Source organism: Candidatus Endoriftia persephonae, assembly GCF_023733635.1.
Taxonomy (GTDB): Bacteria; Pseudomonadota; Gammaproteobacteria; order Chromatiales; family Chromatiaceae; genus Endoriftia; species Endoriftia persephonae.
In genome coordinates, this window is the sequence record NZ_CP090569.1 from 1,314,840 (window position 1) to 1,332,238 (window position 17,399).

13 protein-coding genes and 1 tRNA gene are annotated in these 17,399 nt (G+C 48.8%); all 14 read left to right on the plus strand.

Going from position 1 to position 17,399, the window contains the following annotated elements; all coding sequences use genetic code 11:
* The first annotated feature begins 120 nt into the window (after positions 1 to 120).
* On the plus strand, positions 121 to 777 hold the full coding sequence (locus L0Y14_RS06010) for a protein-L-isoaspartate(D-aspartate) O-methyltransferase (protein ID WP_005966237.1): 657 nt from the start codon (positions 121 to 123) through the stop codon (positions 775 to 777).
* 111 nt (positions 778 to 888) lie between these two features.
* A tRNA-Val gene (locus tag L0Y14_RS06015) sits at positions 889 to 965 on the plus strand.
* A 186-nt stretch (positions 966 to 1,151) separates the two neighbouring features.
* Positions 1,152 to 2,237, plus strand: coding sequence for a dTDP-glucose 4,6-dehydratase (gene rfbB, locus L0Y14_RS06020; RefSeq protein WP_005966235.1), 1,086 nt, complete (start codon positions 1,152 to 1,154; stop codon positions 2,235 to 2,237).
* Positions 2,238 to 3,113, plus strand: coding sequence for a glucose-1-phosphate thymidylyltransferase RfbA (gene rfbA / locus L0Y14_RS06025; protein WP_005966234.1), 876 nt, complete (start codon positions 2,238 to 2,240; stop codon positions 3,111 to 3,113).
* 2 nt (positions 3,114 to 3,115) lie between these two features.
* On the plus strand, positions 3,116 to 3,661 hold the full coding sequence (rfbC, locus tag L0Y14_RS06030) for a dTDP-4-dehydrorhamnose 3,5-epimerase (protein ID WP_006475774.1): 546 nt from the start codon (positions 3,116 to 3,118) through the stop codon (positions 3,659 to 3,661).
* Positions 3,658 to 4,557, plus strand: a complete 900-nt coding sequence (gene rfbD, locus L0Y14_RS06035; RefSeq protein WP_005966739.1) for a dTDP-4-dehydrorhamnose reductase — start codon at positions 3,658 to 3,660, stop codon at positions 4,555 to 4,557. The genes rfbC and rfbD overlap by 4 nt, the downstream gene beginning before the upstream one ends.
* The gene (locus tag L0Y14_RS06040; RefSeq protein WP_005966738.1) at positions 4,554 to 5,384 is read left to right on the plus strand and encodes an ABC transporter permease; all 831 of its coding nucleotides are present in this window, start codon (positions 4,554 to 4,556) and stop codon (positions 5,382 to 5,384) included. Before rfbD ends, L0Y14_RS06040 begins: the two co-directional genes overlap by 4 nt.
* Entirely contained in the window at positions 5,374 to 6,702 is a 1,329-nt protein-coding gene (locus tag L0Y14_RS06045; protein ID WP_006475776.1) for an ABC transporter ATP-binding protein, read from the plus strand. The genes L0Y14_RS06040 and L0Y14_RS06045 overlap by 11 nt, the downstream gene beginning before the upstream one ends.
* A gap of 103 nt (positions 6,703 to 6,805) precedes the next feature.
* The gene (locus L0Y14_RS06050) at positions 6,806 to 7,285 is read left to right on the plus strand and encodes a CatB-related O-acetyltransferase (protein WP_270104664.1); all 480 of its coding nucleotides are present in this window, start codon (positions 6,806 to 6,808) and stop codon (positions 7,283 to 7,285) included.
* The gene (locus L0Y14_RS06055) at positions 7,275 to 12,413 is read left to right on the plus strand and encodes a class I SAM-dependent methyltransferase (protein ID WP_251859279.1); all 5,139 of its coding nucleotides are present in this window, start codon (positions 7,275 to 7,277) and stop codon (positions 12,411 to 12,413) included. Before L0Y14_RS06050 ends, L0Y14_RS06055 begins: the two co-directional genes overlap by 11 nt.
* Before the next feature lie 2 nt (positions 12,414 to 12,415).
* Positions 12,416 to 14,167: an asparagine synthase (glutamine-hydrolyzing) gene (gene asnB / locus L0Y14_RS06060; RefSeq protein WP_006473999.1), complete on the plus strand. Its 1,752-nt coding sequence runs from the start codon at positions 12,416 to 12,418 to the stop codon at positions 14,165 to 14,167.
* A gap of 272 nt (positions 14,168 to 14,439) precedes the next feature.
* Complete coding sequence (locus tag L0Y14_RS06065; protein ID WP_240991586.1) at positions 14,440 to 15,393, plus strand: glycosyltransferase family 2 protein; 954 nt, start codon at positions 14,440 to 14,442, stop codon at positions 15,391 to 15,393.
* A 15-nt stretch (positions 15,394 to 15,408) separates the two neighbouring features.
* Positions 15,409 to 16,341 (plus strand): glycosyltransferase family 2 protein, encoded by a 933-nt coding sequence (locus tag L0Y14_RS06070; protein WP_305790623.1) that lies wholly within the window; start codon positions 15,409 to 15,411, stop codon positions 16,339 to 16,341.
* Positions 16,334 to 17,191 (plus strand): NAD-dependent epimerase/dehydratase family protein, encoded by an 858-nt coding sequence (locus L0Y14_RS06075; protein ID WP_039960350.1) that lies wholly within the window; start codon positions 16,334 to 16,336, stop codon positions 17,189 to 17,191. The genes L0Y14_RS06070 and L0Y14_RS06075 overlap by 8 nt, the downstream gene beginning before the upstream one ends.
* Positions 17,192 to 17,399 lie beyond the last annotated feature (208 nt).

A 17,399-nucleotide genomic window follows, 5' to 3' on the forward strand; every position in this document is an offset into this window, starting at 1 on the left:
GGCCAGGAATAATTAGTTATGAAAAACGTGACTCCGTTCACGTTTTGTTGGTTGCGTAGATTTTGTAATCACCTTTCCAGGATGGATGTTGGTAGTTCATAGGACCTCTGGGGGGATGGCATGGGTAGTGATAGGTTCGGGATGATTCGCGACATCGTCGATGAGACCCGCTACGTCGGCCGGATGACGGGACGTTCGGAGATCAGTCGGTCGGTGTTGGCGGCGATGGAGCGCGTTCCCCGGGAGCAGTTTGTGGGGCCGGCGATGCTGCAGCACGCCTTCGATAACAGTCCCTTGCCGATCGGCTCAGGGCAGACTATCTCCCAGCCGTTTATCGTCGCCCTGATGACCGATGTGGCGGCGCCGGAAACCCATGACAAGGTGCTCGAGGTGGGGACCGGATCGGGATACCAGACTGCGATTCTGGCGGAGCTGGTCAATCAACTCTATACCGTTGAGATCCTGCCTGAGATGGCGCGGGCCGCTAGGCAGCGCCTTGATACCATTGGCTACAACAACATCCACTACCGGGTTGGGGATGGCCGCAATGGCTGGGCGGAAGAGGCGCCTTTCGACATCATCCTGGTAACCGCGGCCGCAGTGGAGGTTCCGCCGACGCTGATCGAGCAGCTGCGGCCTGGTGGGCGCATGGTGTTGCCGGTGGGTGAGCGCTACGCCGCACAGGAGTTGGTGTTGCTGGAGAAGGATGATCAGGGCGCAGTTTCCCTGTCGAGTCTATTGCCGGTGGCCTTTGTTCCCCTGACCAGCGGCCACTGAGTTTTCAGTCCGACAACGGGGCTTCCGTGGCTCTGGCCAGAGCTGCCTCGATAAATCGCACAAAGGCCCTTGCAATTCGATCCCGGCTGCATGTATTATTCCGCGCTCTTCAGGCGCGTAGCTCAGTTGGTTAGAGCACCACCTTGACATGGTGGGGGTCGTTGGTTCGAATCCAATCGCGCCTACCAAATAATAAGGGCTTACGACTTTCGTAGGCCTTTTTTCGTTTCGAGAACAGGTGCGGGGTGTATCCTGTGGGGCAGGCGGTCGGAGTCACTGCTATTAATCCGGCAGCCTATGTCTGCTAAAGCAGGGGATGTTTGAGTGACTCCAGAAAGCCTGTCGGGGGGAGGGAGGCAATTAGCATGGCTCAAATGCCGGCACGACGGTTGTTGGTTACGGGCGGGGCGGGTTTTATCGGCTCGGCGGTGATCCGCTATCTGATCAATGAGACAGACCACCATGTGGTTAATCTCGATAAACTCACCTACGCGGGCAATCTGGAGTCGCTGGCTGCGGTGGACGGCAGCGAACGCTACGCCTTCGAGCGGGTCGATATCTGCGACCAGGCGGAGGTCGACCGGGTGTTCCGTGAGCATCATCCGGACCTGGTGATGCACCTCGCCGCCGAATCCCATGTCGATCGCTCGATTAGCGGTCCGGCGGAGTTCATTCAGACCAACATCACCGGCAGCTATGTGATGCTGGAGGCGGCGCGCCAATACTGGTCTGGCCTGGAGGGTCCCGCCAAAGCGCGGTTTCGCTTCCACCATATCTCCACCGATGAGGTCTACGGTGACCTGGAGGGGACTGACGATCTCTTTACAGAAGAGACCCCCTACGCGCCGAGTTCTCCCTATTCCGCCTCCAAGGCGAGTTCCGATCACCTGGTGCGCGCCTGGAACCGCACCTACAGGTTGCCGGTGGTGATCACCAACTGCTCCAACAACTACGGCCCCTATCAGTTCCCCGAGAAGCTGATCCCGCTGGTGATCCTCAACGCGGTGGCTGGTAAGCCCCTGCCGATCTACGGTAAGGGGGATCAGATCCGCGACTGGCTGCAGGTTGAAGATCATGCCCGCGCGCTGGTGAAGGTGGCGCTGGAGGGGCGGGATGGCGAGACCTACAATATCGGCGGCCATAACGAGAAGACCAATCTTGAGGTGGTTAAAACACTCTGTTCGATCCTCGATGAGCTGCGCCCGGAGCACCCCGAGGGCATCCAACGCTATGAAGAGCTGATCACCTACGTGGCTGATCGCCCCGGTCACGATCTGCGCTATGCAATCGATGCCTCCAAGATCGAACGGGATCTGGGTTGGACGCCAGACGAGACCTTCGAGAGCGGTATCCGAAAGACAGTGGAGTGGTATCTCGACAACGCCGGCTGGGTGGAGAATGTGGCCAGTGGCGAGTATCGCAAATGGATCGAGAGCAACTACGACAAACGGGGGGGATGAGTGAGAAAGGGAATTATTCTGGCGGGGGGCTCAGGTACCCGGCTCTATCCGGTGACGCAGGTTGTCTCCAAGCAGCTGTTGCCAATCTACGACAAACCGATGATCTACTATCCCCTGACCACGCTGATGCTGGCGGGGATCCGGGACGTGCTTATCATCTCCACCCCTCAGGATACGCCCCGCTTCGAGCAGCTGTTGGGCGATGGTTCCCTGTGGGGCATGAACCTCTCCTATGCGGTGCAGCCCACTCCCGACGGCCTGGCCCAGGCCTTCATTATCGGCGCTGACTTTATCGGTAACGATCCCTGTGCCCTAGTGCTCGGGGACAACGTCTTTTTTGGCCATGAACTGGCCACCGATCTGCTGCATGCGGCCGAGCGTGAAACCGGTGCCACCGTGTTCGCCTACCAGGTCAATGACCCGGAGCGCTACGGTGTGGTCGAGTTCGACAGGTCCGGTAAGGTGATCAGCCTGGAAGAGAAGCCGGAGCAGCCCAAGTCCCGCTACGCGGTGACCGGCCTTTATTTCTATGACAATCAGGTGGTCGATATCGCCCGTGATCTGAAGCCCTCCGCCAGGGGCGAGCTGGAGATTACCGACCTCAACAAGCGCTATCTGGAGGCGGGGGAGTTGACCGTCTCCCTGATGGGGCGCGGCTATGCCTGGCTCGATACCGGCACCCATTGGTCGTTGATCGAGGCCTCCCAGTTTATCGAGACCATCGAGCGGCGGCAAGGTCTGAAGATCGCTTGTCCGGAAGAGGTCGCCTGGCGTTCCGGCTTCATCGACGACGAGCAGCTTGAGCGGCTGGTCGAGCCGCTGAAGAAGAGCGGCTATGGGCAATATCTGCTTGCGTTACTGCAGGAAGGGTATTAGCGATGCGTGTGACACCGACTTCGATTCCTGATGTGCTGGTGATCGAGCCACAGATCTTTGGTGACAGCCGGGGCTTCTTTCTCGAGAGCTTCAATGCCAAGGCGTTTCAACAAGCGACAGGATCGGATGTGAGATTTGTGCAGGACAACCACTCACGTTCCCAGCGCAACGTCCTGCGCGGGCTGCATTATCAGATCCAGCAGCCCCAGGGCAAGCTGGTGCGTGTAGCCCAGGGGGCGGTGTTCGATGTGGCAGTGGATATCCGTCGATCCTCCCCCAGCTTTGGCCAGTGGGTGGGGGTGGAGCTGACCGAAGAGAATCACCGCCAGCTGTGGGTGCCGGCAGGTTTCGCCCACGGCTTCGTGGTGCTCAGCGAGAGCGCGGACTTCCTCTACAAGACCACCGACTACTACGCCCCTGAACATGAACGCTGCATCCGCTGGGATGACCCGGAGATCGGCATCGAATGGCCAATAAATGCTGATCTGCAGCTGTCGTCGAAAGATAAAGAAGGTCTCTTGCTCCGTCAGGCCGAGGTGTTTGCATGAGAATCATGCTTACAGGCGTCAACGGTCAGGTTGGTTGGGAACTCGCAAGAAGCTTGATGCCGCTGGGAGAAGTGGTAGCGTTAAATCGGACTCAGTGTGATCTATCAAGGCCGGAAACTATTCCTCGCATCGTGCAAGAGATAAGGCCGGATGTGATCGTCAATGCAGCTGCCTACACTGCTGTGGACAAGGCGGAAGAAGAAGAGGAGCTGGCGACAACCATCAATGGTACTTCAGTGGGTGTTATCGCCGAGGAAGCTCTAAAGCTAAACGCCCTTCTTATTCATTATTCCACCGATTATGTCTTCGATGGGACGAAGCTAGAACCCTATACAGAAGAAGATATTCCTAATCCCATAAATGCCTATGGGCGCAGTAAGCTTGCCGGTGAAAAAGCTGTTATTCAATCAAGGTGTGACCACTTAATTCTACGCACTACATGGGTTTATGCAGCGCGCGGTAATAACTTTCTTAAAACCATATTACGATTAGCTCAAGAGCGTAAAGAATTACGCATTGTTGCAGATCAGTATGGCGCTCCAACCTGGGCGCGTAATATTGCAGATGCAACAGCTCACATACTGCTTGCTGTACAAAAAGAACGACAGACTGGTGTGGGCGTATCTGGCACATACCATCTCTGCGCTAGTGGAAAAACAACATGGCATGGTTTTTCCAGAGCTATCATTGCGAGAGCCAGTCAATTCGACATTGCAGGAAGAATCAAAACAAGAAGTGTTTTGCCGATTGCTACCGAAGATTACCCACTCCCTGCGCCGAGACCCAAAAATTCACAGATGGACTCAAGTTCACTGGCAACACGCTTTGGAGTGACTATGCCGGAGTGGCATCATGCCATGGCGTTGTGTACGGAAGAGGTACTTGAAGCACAATGAATCCTCATGAAAATCATCCCACCTCATTGATTTTCTTGACCAAAAGCATTTTTCTGCATCGTGAACTCATCATACAGATGACTAAACGAGAAGTAGTGGGCCGTTACAAAGGCTCCTATGCAGGATTGCTTTGGTCATTTATCAATCCAGTTCTCATGTTGGTTGTTTATACTTTTGTTTTTTCCGTTGTCTTTAAAACAAAGTGGGGAATAGGCAATGAAGAAAGTAATACTAGCTTTGCAGTTATATTGTTCGCTGGTCTGATTGCACATGGACTTCTTGCAGAAGTATTAAATCGAGCTCCTGGACTCATCCTCGGTAATATTAATTATGTAAAAAAAGTTGTTTTTCCTTTGGAGATGTTACCTCTTATTAGTCTTGGCTCAGCCATATTTCACAGTTTTGTAAGCCTTGCTGTTTTATTGCTTGCTTTATTTTTTTTGAATGGTTCTTTGTCTTGGACTGTGCTGCTGATTCCCATTGTATTGCTGCCGTTGATCATTTTGATGTTAGGAATTTCCATGGCGTTGGCCTCATTAGGCGTTTATGTTCGTGATATAGGGCAGACGACTGGAATAATTACAACCATACTTTTGTTTCTTTCGCCCGTATTTTTCCCACTAAGCGCTATGCCGGTAAAATACCATTCTTACATCATGGCTAATCCGCTTACGTTTATTATTGAGCAAGCTAGAGAAGTGTTGATTTGGGGTAATCAACCCGATTGGTATGGATTATCCATATATGCGCTAGTTTCGATTAGCATTTTATGGCTTGGGTACGCGTGGTTTCAAAAAACCCGAAAGGGATTTGCAGATGTCCTCTAATGATTTCGTGATTCGTGCAAATAATCTAAGTAAGTGCTATCAAATCTATGATGCTCCTCATGATCGCCTTAAGCAATTTACTTTACCGAGGATGCAGAAATTAGTTGGAATAAAACAAGAACAATACTTTAAAGAGTTTTGGGCACTAAAAGATGTTTCATTCGAAATTAAGAGAGGAGAAACCGTTGGCATCATTGGGCGTAATGGTTCAGGAAAGTCCACGCTGCTCCAGCTCATTTGCGGCACTCTAACACCAAGCAATGGTACTGTAGAAATAAATGGCCGTGTAGCAGCACTTTTAGAACTTGGCTCTGGTTTTAATCCAGAATATTCTGGACGTGACAACATCTACATGTATGCGTCGGTGCTAGGGCTTTCAACCGAAGAAGTCGATAAACGATATGAGAAAATAGTTGCCTTTGCAGATATAGGCGACTTTATTGAGCAAGCAATAAAGACATACTCAAGTGGGATGACTATGCGATTAGCGTTTGCGGTTATAGCGCACGTTGATGCGGATATTCTGGTGATTGATGAAGCACTGGCAGTTGGGGATGCAATTTTTACACAGAAATGTATGCGGTTCTTACGGCGATTTATGGAATTTGGAACGGTATTGTTTGTTAGTCACGATGTGAATGCCATTAATAATATGTGCCAACAATCTATCTGGCTATCTGATGGGGAAATAAGAATGTTTGCTGATGCAGAGAAAGTAAGCAAGGAATATACCCAGTATTGTAATCAGGAAGTCTATGGTGAGAGCGTTAAGCTGAATTCTATAAAAAAACCTAAAGTGCTTGATGATAAAAGTAACAAACCAGAAGAAGATGACACTAGAATTAGTTTTTTTGAAGATATAGCAAATTCTGATGGTTGGAAAACGGGTGCGGCTGAGGTCGTTGGGGTCGAGATTATGACCGTTGACGAAAGACCAGTCACATTGGCGGCCGGTGGTGAAAGGGTGCTGCTGATAATACGCGTGAACATTAATCAAACGTTGTTGAGTCCTATCGTTGGGTTTTTCGTAAAGGATAAACTTGGGCAGTCCCTATTTGGTGAGCACACATACACTTATGTGCAGCCGCCTTGTTCCGCCCATGCTGGAGATGTTCTTGAAGCTAAATACATTTTTAACCTACCATTACTTCCTAATGGTGACTATTCTATGACGGTTTCTATTGCTGATGGCACCCCAGAAAATCACACACAACACCACTGGCTGCACGATGCAGTAATTATCCATGTTCAATCAAAAAAACTCCGTTATGGGTTAGTCGGGATACCTTTTGAATCAGTTTCGATGTCAAAAATCTAGAGAATTAATAAGTAAGATGGAGAGTATTTGTAATATACCGACACTCGTAGCATCAGATCGACGTGTTACTGTGGGGAGATTTACATATGGAGAGCCTCGTTTAATGCTGTGGGATGAAGATGAGCGGATTGAGATTGGCTCATTTTGTTCAATTGCTGATAACGTGACTATTTTTGCTGGCGGAGAACATAATTCCGCTTGGGTTACAACCTACCCTTTACGGATAGCATTGGGAGATGAATTGGCTGGAAAAGATGGTCATCCTGCTAGTAAGGGGCCGACCACAATTGGTCATGATGTGTGGATTGGGTTTGGTGCAACTATCCTCTCTGGTGTGACCATTGGTAATGGAGCAATTATTGGTGCTTGTTCCGTGGTGGTAAAAGATGTTCCGCCTTACCAGATTGTAGCTGGAAATCCAGCTGGAATAATTAGGCAGCGATTCAATGACGAACATATTAAGAAATTATGTGATATTCAGTGGTGGAACTGGCCACTAAGCCGAATTAAGAAATATGCCCATTTGCTTTGTGGGCCTGACGTTAATTCATTTATTCAGAAGATTCAGTTAAATGATTTTTGATCACCACATGAATGAACCTGTCTTGATTAATCCTGCCCGATTGAGTTCATCAGCATGGTCAGGACATATACCGTTTGGTTCTACTCTTATAACCTGGCTAAATCCAAGAATATTTGTTGAGTTAGGCACCCATACGGGTAATTCCTATCTCGCTTTTTGTCAAACAGTGGTGGAAAGTAAATTAGGTTCCAAATGCTATGCGGTAGATACATGGTTAGGGGATGAACACTCATTTTATTATGGAGAAGAGGTATTTCAGGACCTTAGTGAATACCATAATAAGCATTATTCAAGATTTTCAACGCTGATGCGGATGACGTTTGATGATGCTGCACCTTATTTCAGTGAAGGCTCCATAGATCTTTTGCATATCGATGGGCTGCATACATATGATGCAGTTAAGCATGATTTTGAAACGTGGCTGCCAAAAATGTCGAAAAATGGCGTCATTCTTTTTCATGATATCAATGTTAGGGAGCGTGGTTTTGGTGTCTTTAAACTATGGGAAGAACTGCAGCAAATCTACCCAAGTATTGAGTTTGATCATTCTTTCGGGCTTGGTGTGTTATTTGTCGGGTCTGCACCATCTGATGAAGTAAAAGCCATCATAGCTGAGTGGTCGAATAAGGAATATGCAGAAAACGCAAAAAAGTTGTTTGCTTTTTTGGGTGATCGCATCGTACAACGACATGAGATAAACACCTTAAATCAGGATTTGGCGAAAAATAAGGGGACTATCGCCAATTTGAATCAGGCCGTAACTGAGCGTGATGAGGAGATCAATGTCCTCAATCAGGGGTTGGCCGAACGTGAAAACAGCATCTCCAATTTGAATCAGGCCATAACTGAGCGGGATGAGGAGATCACCACCCTCAATCAGGGGTTGGCTGAATGTAAAGGGACTATCGCCAATTTGAATCAGACCGTAACTGAGCGGGATGAGGAGATCACCACCCTCAATCAGGGGTTGGCTGAATGTAAAGGGACTATCGCCAATTTGAATCAGACCGTAACTGAGCGGGATGAGGAGATTGCCACCCTCAATCAGGGGTTGGCCAAATGTGAAGGGACTATCGACAATTTGAATCAGGCCGTAACTGAGCGTGATGAGGAGATTACCATCCTCAATCAGTGGTTGGCCGAATATGAAGGGACTATCGCCAATTTGAATCAAGCCGTAACTGAGCGTGATGAGGAGATCACCACCCTCAATCAGGGGTTGGCCGAACGTGAAAACAGTATCTCCAATTTGAATCAGGCCGTAACTGAGCGTGATGAGGAGATCACCACACTCAATCAGGAGTTGGCCGAACGTGAAAACAGTATCTCCAATTTGAATCAGGCCGTAACTGAGCGTGATGAGGAGATCACCACCCTCAATCAGAACTTGGTCGAACGTGAAGGGAGTATCGCCAATTTGAATCAGACCGTAACTGAGCGAGAGGAAGAGATTAGCACCTTGAACCAAGGTTTAGCCGAGCGTGAGGGACATATCTCAGATTTGAATCAGACTTATACTGAGCAGGAGGAGAAGATTAATGACCTCAACAAGAGGATGGTCGAGCGTGATGCTGTAATTGCATCATTGCAGATGGCTCTAAAAGAGAGAGACCAATCTATAGTTGCTCGAGATTATGCTATCAATGAATACAAAAAATCCACATCATGGCGAGTGACGCGCCCGCTTAGATATCTTAAGTATAAGTACTTGTTCGCTATTAAGATAGAAAAATCTCTGATTAACGCGCTTGTGAATGTGCCAGTAGCTATACGGCAGTGGGGATTTGATGGGTTGTATCTCCGGATTTCGAGAAGATTTCGCGAAGGCGGCTTCCGTATGCTCTTGGGGCGCTCTAACGCCTTCGCACTAGAAATGACGCAACACTCTTCCAATATTCGAGTGGTGGATGAATTCCGAAAGAATAACGGTGCAGCGGCAGAAGTACATCATAGAGATGATCATCTTGAATTAAGTCATGCTGTCGTTGAAACATCATCGAATTCTCGTAAAATCGCGTACATCATTAATGAGCATGATTTGATGACTCAACTTTACAGAGTCATCAATTATTCAGAAGCATTGGTGGAGCTTGGATATGAATGCCAGGTTATCCGCGATAGCGAACTCACTGATAATACTAAGATAAATGCAGATATTTTAGTTCTCAATCGCATTGTTTGGTCACCCAATATTGATGTGCTGATCAATCAATTTAAAAATGACGGGCGGCCAGTTATTTTTGATATAGACGACTTTGTGTTCGATTCGTCTCAGATTTCACTTCTCCGAGCTACTAATGGCTATGGTGACGAAGATTTACAACGAACCCTTTCCTTCATGGAGGGCGTTGCTAAAACCATGAAAATGTCTGATGTTGTTACTGCTTCAACTTTTGCCCTCATGGAGAGAGTGGAGAAACTGGGAATACCATCCTATGTTCTGCCGAACAACATTGGGAAGAATCAAATTGATCTCGCTGAAAATATCAAGATATGTAGGCAGGCGGAATCGTCGTCCTTGAGTAAAATAATCCGCATAGGATACTTCAGTGGCACGAAAACGCACGAAGAGGACTTTGCTGAATGTGCGGAGGCCCTGCGAGCTACACTTTTGGAGTGCCCTGATGTTGAACTTTTGATCGTAGGACACCTTGATCTGCCTTCTAGTTTCAATGAATACGAAAACCGTATTAGCAGAAAGCCATTGATGATTTATGAGGATATGCTCAGAGAGATGGCTACTGTTGATATCAATCTCGCACCACTTGAGCTAAACAATACCTTTACTGATTGTAAAAGCGAGCTAAAAATATTTGAAGCTGCACTCTTTGGGATTCCTACGATTGCTTCTTCAACTACGACATTTGCAGCGACGATTGCGCACGGTAGGACGGGGTTCTTGGCTGCAGATCAAGAAGAATGGCATAAAGCACTTATTCAGCTTGTAAGAGACCGGGAACTTCGCCTTCAACTTGGCGAAGCTGCCCATGATGAAATTGCTGCTCGTTACTCTATTCGAACTGCTGTCTGGGAAGCAAAAGCAATCTACGATGCAGCATTTTCCAAATCGTTACGCCGAAAGCCTGAACCTCAAGCAGCATCATTAACGTTGGAAAGTCGGCCATTGATTACTATTGTGTCGGTGCTCTATCGCAAAGCGCGTGAGGTCCGGTATTTTCTTGAAGCTCTCAGACGCCAAGACTTTTCCGGAAGATTCGAAGTAATATTAGTTGATGACATGTCTCCTGATGACTCTGTCGCTGTTGTAAATGACTTTAAAAAATGGATGGGGAATACAGCTGATGCAAAGCGGATAGTTGATATCCGGATTCTGAGCAATGGGAGCAACATAGGGAATTGCGGTAGTCGCAACAAGGCTATAAAAGAGGCTTGTGGCGACATCATTATTGTTGTCGATGCGGATTGCATGTTTAACCGTTCTTTTCTTTCTTCTCACTACAGTGCGTATTTGAAGGGTGATTGTGATGTCTCTATTGGTCCGATAAATATCGAAACGAATGAGAAGGCACCATTTTCAGTTCTTGGGCAACATGAGGCCTCGCCCTCTTTTGCGGAAACTGAAAATCTACAGCAAGACCCAGTAAACTCAGCGAGCTTTGTTAATTGTATTACACGGAATTTTTCAATCCGGCGCGCATTCTTGAATGAGGTTCTTCAGGCCCCTCTGTTTGATGAAGTGTTCAGCTATTCTTCTGATCCTCTCTCCGGCTTTGGTTGGGAGGATGTTGAAATGGGCTATCGTTTATATGTGTCTGGCGCCCGTATCAAGTATTTGCCGGACACAGTTTCTATTCACGTTTCCCATGAGTCATCTGCAAATGAATCTGAAAAGCCGCTACGTTCCCTGCGAAATTTCCGTAGGCTCTTCGAAAAACATCCGGACATTCTGACAGCGTCTCGACAATGGAGTACAAAAACCTACGATGCCATTCTTGGGTGGTCGCGATCTGTTGGCTCTAACCTAGATGAGAACGCTGACTATCTGTGGTTACAGAAGCGCTTTCGTCGTTATGAGCAGGCCCCCATCTTCGTTGATAGATCACGGAAGCTGCGAATTCTGACATATCGCTGGCATGTTCCACATCAGTATGAGTTATATAAAACTGGCCATGATTTTACGCTGGTAACTGGCGCTGGTACTGGATTATGTGAGCATTGGGAGTATGGAAAGCGGCCTATGCCAGCCAATTGCCGTATGCTGCCTGCTGAACAAGTTGATGTTAGTGATTTTGACTTGGCTGTGCTGCATTTTGATGAAAGCGCTTTGCGACCAGATCTCTGCAATGGTCTTGTGCCATCGGATTGGGGAGAAACTCTACGCTGGTTTATCCATAATGTTGATCTTCCGAAGGTGGCAATTTGTCACGGAACACCGCAATTTGTCGGTCAGTATGATAGTAATTATGTTGCTTCTGATTTAGGGCAAATATTGGACGATGAACGAATGTCCTTGGTAAATTTACTTGGTGATATCCCGGTAGTTTGTAATAGTCATCAAGCAGAATCAGAATGGGGCTTTCAAAATAGCAGAACAATCTGGCATGGATTTGCTCCAGACGAGTTTCCTCCGGCTCGTTGTGATGGAGATGTTTTAGTTATGCAAAGGGATGCACTGCGAAATCGACCTCATTATAACGGGCTATTTGTTTATGAAGATGTTAAGAAGATTTTGGATGAAAGGGTCAATCTAGAATGCCTTCGAACACCTGATCCGGGAAATCGATATGGGGTGGGAACCAATGACTGGGCCATCGCAAAGTACCAGAATTATGTTCGTGAGTTGGGCCGTTACAGCGTTTACTTTAATCCGACAGTTCGCTCTCCAATGCCACGAGCGCGTGGAGAAGCTATGATGGCTGGATTAGTCTCAGTATCGCTACGAAATCATGACGTGGATCTGTTTATCAAGAATGGTGTTAATGGGTTTTATGCAGATTCAAGCGAAGAGCTTGCGGAGCAAATTCATTGGCTCTCAGAGAGGCCTAGTGCAAGGAAAAAAATAGCTCTGGCATCACGCAATACTGCGATGGATATCTTCAACCAAGACCGATATTTGTCTTCCTGGAGCCAACTCATTAATGAGATAGCTGCGGGCAAAGGGAACTGATTATGTGTGGATATGCAGGTATTATCTGGAAAAATGGCAAAACACCAGAAGAAGTTTCATCTTTCCTTACATGCATGGATACCATGTTACACCATCGTGGACCTGACGATGGGGGAAGTTATGTTGGCAAGGGATTTGCGGTTGCTCATAGAAGGCTGTCAATAATTGACATTGGACATGGCCATCAGCCAATGTTGTCGAATGATGGTAGGGTCGGAATAGCATATAACGGTGAGATTTATAATTTTATCGAGATAAAAAACGAGCTAGAACAACAGGGGCATAAGTTTCAAACAGACTGTGATACGGAAGTTTTTCTTGCTCTTTTTATGCAGGAAGGTGAAGCATCATTTGAAAAATTGGATGGGATGTTCACTGCCTTTATATGGGATTTTCGTGCTAGTAGTGATGGGAGGTTTTACCTTGTCAGAGATCATCTAGGTGTAAAGCCTTTGTATCTCTATGAAGATGAAAAAAGATTTGTATTTAGTAGTGAATTGTTGCCTTTGCTAAAGATTGATGGCTTGGATCTTTCCCCGGATGCAAACGGTTTGGCGTCATACCTTACGTATCGATATACTCAAGCGCCCTATACACTTTTCAAAAACATTAGGCGAGTGGAGGCTGGAAATTATATAAAAATTTATCAGGGACGAAACTCTACATGGAGGTTTTGGGATTTACCGCTGAATGAAAATAGCTGCGAATTAAGTGCTGATGAAGCGGCAGTAGAATTGAAGAGATTGCTTCGTGAGTCAGTTAAACAGAAACAGATGTCCGATGTCCCAGTAGGGCTTCTTCTAAGTGGTGGTTTGGATTCAAGTGCGATTGCATCTCTGTGTGCAGATATAGGCGTTTCCTTGACCTCGTTCAATATCGGATTCCCTGATTTGAATGAATTTTCTTATTCGCAAGCTGTGTCTGAGAGATTTAGTTTACCCCACTTCGCTATTGAGACATCCCCGGAGGAGATTGCTGCGCGGTTTGAACGTGTTGTTACGGCGATGGATGAGCCCATCGCCGATCCTGCGTGTTTTCCTCTTCATATTCTTTGCGACTATATAAAAGAGCAAGTTACTGTTGTTTTGTCTGGTGAGGGTAGTGATGAGATGCTTGGTGGCTATCAGCAATACAAGCATGTATTGGGGGCTCCTCCATCGTCTCAGCGGAAAGAATTTAATCATTTTCTGGACTTTAGTTGGTATTTTAGGCAGCGTGCAGCACGTGTTATACAGGGGGTACCGCCTTCGCGATTATGCCTTCAGAGGATATATTTTGAGGAAAGATCGTTGTTGAGCGGTATGCTCGCGTATGACCTTAAAACATGGCTTCCTGAGAACCTTATGGCCAAGGCGGATAAGATACTCATGTCTCATTCCTTGGAAGGTCGTTTCCCTTTCTTATCTCCAAAAATCATTGAATTCGTATCGGGTCTTCCTGATGATTACAAGCTTGATTCCAATGATGGAAAAATCGTTCTTAGGAGGGCTTTTGAACGGGATCTTCCTAAGGAAGTTCTGACTCGGCCAAAGATGGGGTTTTCAGTGCCTGTGGGTGATCTGGTGTTGGAAATGCGGGACAGATTATACGATTTGCTCGATTCAGGGAGAAATGGAGTGTTCTCTAATTTGCTTGATTGCAATGCAATTAGAGAAGATTTTGATGATCATTTTTCTGGCCGTAACGAGCAGCCGCTGTGGTTGTGGACGCTGTTTGTGATTTTACAATGGCAGGATATAGCTTTTGCTAATTAATATGTGGACTTCAAGCGGCCTATTAGATGCCTGCCGCATATGCTGGGCAGTCACTCCAAAGGCTTCCTTTCTCATGCCGCTAAGATGATTATGGCGCCTTTTTTATTGTAGGGCACCTTGGTGTATTCGCGCTGAACGCACATCATCGCATGTCAGTAGGTTTTCCTTCTAACTTCCCTTTTGAGTATTTTGATGCGGTTAGTATGTGAATTCTCCGTACCTTGCAAACTATGGTTACGCACAAAGTAGAAAATCTAGGTGCGGCTCATAGTGTGGCCGCTTTGATTGTTAACTGGAATTGCTGGGAGCATCTGTTCAATTGTATCGCTGCACTGGAGAAGCAGATAATTCCATTTCGCAATATTGTGGTTATTGACAATGCGAGTGAAATAGGGGCGGACGCAATTATTGATGACCTGGCAGTTCAGGTCGACTTTATTCAACTGCCAACCAATCAGGGTTTCGCGAGCGGCAATAATGTCGCTCTGAAGCACTTGGATGATTGTGATTTCGTTGCGCTTGTTAACCCAGATGCTTACCTCGCGCCGGACTGGCTGCAGCAGATGTTGGCCGCAACAGAACGCCATCCCGATGCCGCCTCGTTCGCCTCCTGTCTGGTGGTGGCAGACAAGCGGGATACCTGGGATGGTTTGGGTGATGTTTACCACATGAGCGGCCAGGTCTGGCGCGATGCTCACGGCCAACTGCGCTCATCCCGTCCTGCTGAAGAGCGGGAGATATTCAGCCCCTGTGCTGCCGCTGCGCTCTATCGAACTGAAACTCTGCTGCAGGTGGGGCTGTTCGATGAGGATTTCTTCTGCTACGTCGAGGATGTGGATCTGGGATTCCGCTTCAGACTTGCGGGCTACCATTGTATGCTAGTGCCCGATGCTGTGGCCCTACACGTGGGCTCGGCCACTACGGGGGGGAAGCGCAGTGATTTTGCCGTCTATCATGGGCACCGCAATCTTCTCTGGGCGTTTGTTAAGAATATGCCTGGCTATCTCTTCTGGCTCTTACTCCCTCTGCATCTGGCCATGAATCTTATGGCGATCGTCGTGTTTGCCCTGCGCGGGCAGGGGCGGTTGGTTCTACGCGCAAAGTGGGATGCCATCAAGGGGGTGCCCATGATGTGGCGCAAGCGCAGAGAGATTCAGGCGGCTCGGGTTGCCTCCATCAAAGATATCTGGCATGCCCTGGATAAACGTATACTCCCCCTGCGCTGAATCATGGAAAAACAGGTGTCAGGTAGGATAGTGGAAAGCGATGGCATGGGGGTGCCGCCAGTCTCGCTGATCATTGTGAATCATGATGCCGGCCCCATGCTGGCCGATTGCATCGCCTCGAGCCTGGACCAGGCAGAGGAGATCATTGTCGTTGATAATGCCTCTTCGGATAATAGTCTTGCGCTGCTGGAGGCCCGTTTTCCCGCTGAAAGCCATATCCATCTGATCCGAAATCGAACCAACCTGGGGTTTGCTGCTGCTTGTAATATCGGCCTTGAGCGAGCTCGTGGGGACTACCTGATGTTTTTAAACCCCGATTGCCTGCTGGAGCTTGGCTGTGTGGCCCGGTTGGTGAGCGCTCATAAGTCCTACACGGATACTGGTATGGTCGGGGGTTTGCTGCTGAATCCGAGTGGCACTGAGCAGGGTGGAGGGCGTCGCGCTGTTCCGACGCCCTGGCGCTCATTTGTCCGGGCGTTTGGGTTGTATAGTCTCTCTCATCGCTGGCCGCGGCTGTTTTTCGATTTCCATCTACACGAACAGCCCTTGCCTGAGCAGCCGATCGAGGTCGAGGCGATCTCCGGCGCCTGCATGCTGGTCAGTCGAAATGCCCTGGAAGATGTCGGGCCGCTCGATGCGGGCTATTTTCTGCATTGCGAGGATCTGGACTGGTGTATGCGCTTTCGCCGCAAGGGCTGGAAAATCCTGTTTGTACCGGATGCAAAGATCATCCATTATCGCGGCGTCTGCGGCCTAGGCAAACCCATCTTTGTTGCCTGGCATAAACACAGGGGCATGATTCGGTTCTACCGCAAGTTTTTCAAACACCAGTACCCTGGTGTGTTGATGTGGTTGGTGGGATTGGGAGTCTGGCTCAGATTTGGCGCGACGGCGCTCTATCATCTGCTGCACAGTGCCAGTTGCAAAGTGGGAAAACGGCGTGGCTGATAAGATATACGGTGTGATTGGCGCGACCAGTCTGGTCGGGGCGGCTCTGCTTCCCAGGTTGGTCGCGTCAAACTGCAGGGTTGCCGCCTTTTCCCGGCGCAAGCCAGAGAGCGAAAACCCAAACCTGCAGCCGGGTTCGCTGGTCTGGAACCCGAAAGGGGTGGAGATCACCCACTGGATCTCGCTGGCTCCGATCTGGGTGCTAGCGGAGCTGCTCCCCATGCTGGAGGCTCGGGGTGCGCGCAAGGTCGTTGTCTTGAGTACCACCAGCCTGTTCACCAAATCCCGCTCAGAGAGTCCAGCAGAACAGCGGCTTGTGGAAGGGATAAGGACCTCAGAAGCGATGTTGGCCGAGTGGGCCGGCAAACATGACATCGAATGGGTGGTGCTGCGACCGACACTGATCTATGGCCTGGGCAAAGATCGGAACATCTCCGAGATCGCCCGGATGATCAATCGGTTTGGTTTTTTTCCACTGTTGGGCGAAGGGGTGGGGCTGCGACAACCCATACACGCAGAAGATGTGGCACAGGCCTGCCAGGCTGCGCTCGATCTGCCCGAAATAAAAAACCGGGCCTACAATATCTCTGGCAGCGAACAGCTTAGCTATAGAGAGATGGTGCTGAGGATCTTTCGCTGCATGGATAAACAGGAGCGGCTCGTCTCCATCCCCCGCTGGGCCTTCAAGATGGTTCTGCTGCTGTTGCGCAGGTTCAGGCGTTTCCAGGATTGGTCGGTCGCGATGGTTGATAGGATGAACCAGGATATGGTCTTCGACCATGCCGAGGCAGAGCAGGACATCGGCTTCAAACCCCGCCCGTTTCGCCTGGAAGTGGGCGATCTTCCATAGGGGCGGTACGTGTTTCGATCTGCGATCCGGTTCAATCAGCAACTGCTTGCGTTGACCTTCGCAGACGATAGAATATCCGCCGCTTAGCTCTAGCAGAGGCTTGCTCGTGCCTGGAGTGCAAGCGCGGCAGGGTGGGTACACCCGGAACACCGCAATCGAATAGCCAGCCAGGCTTCTTGGGGCCTGGCTTTTTTTTATGTGGCCTCTC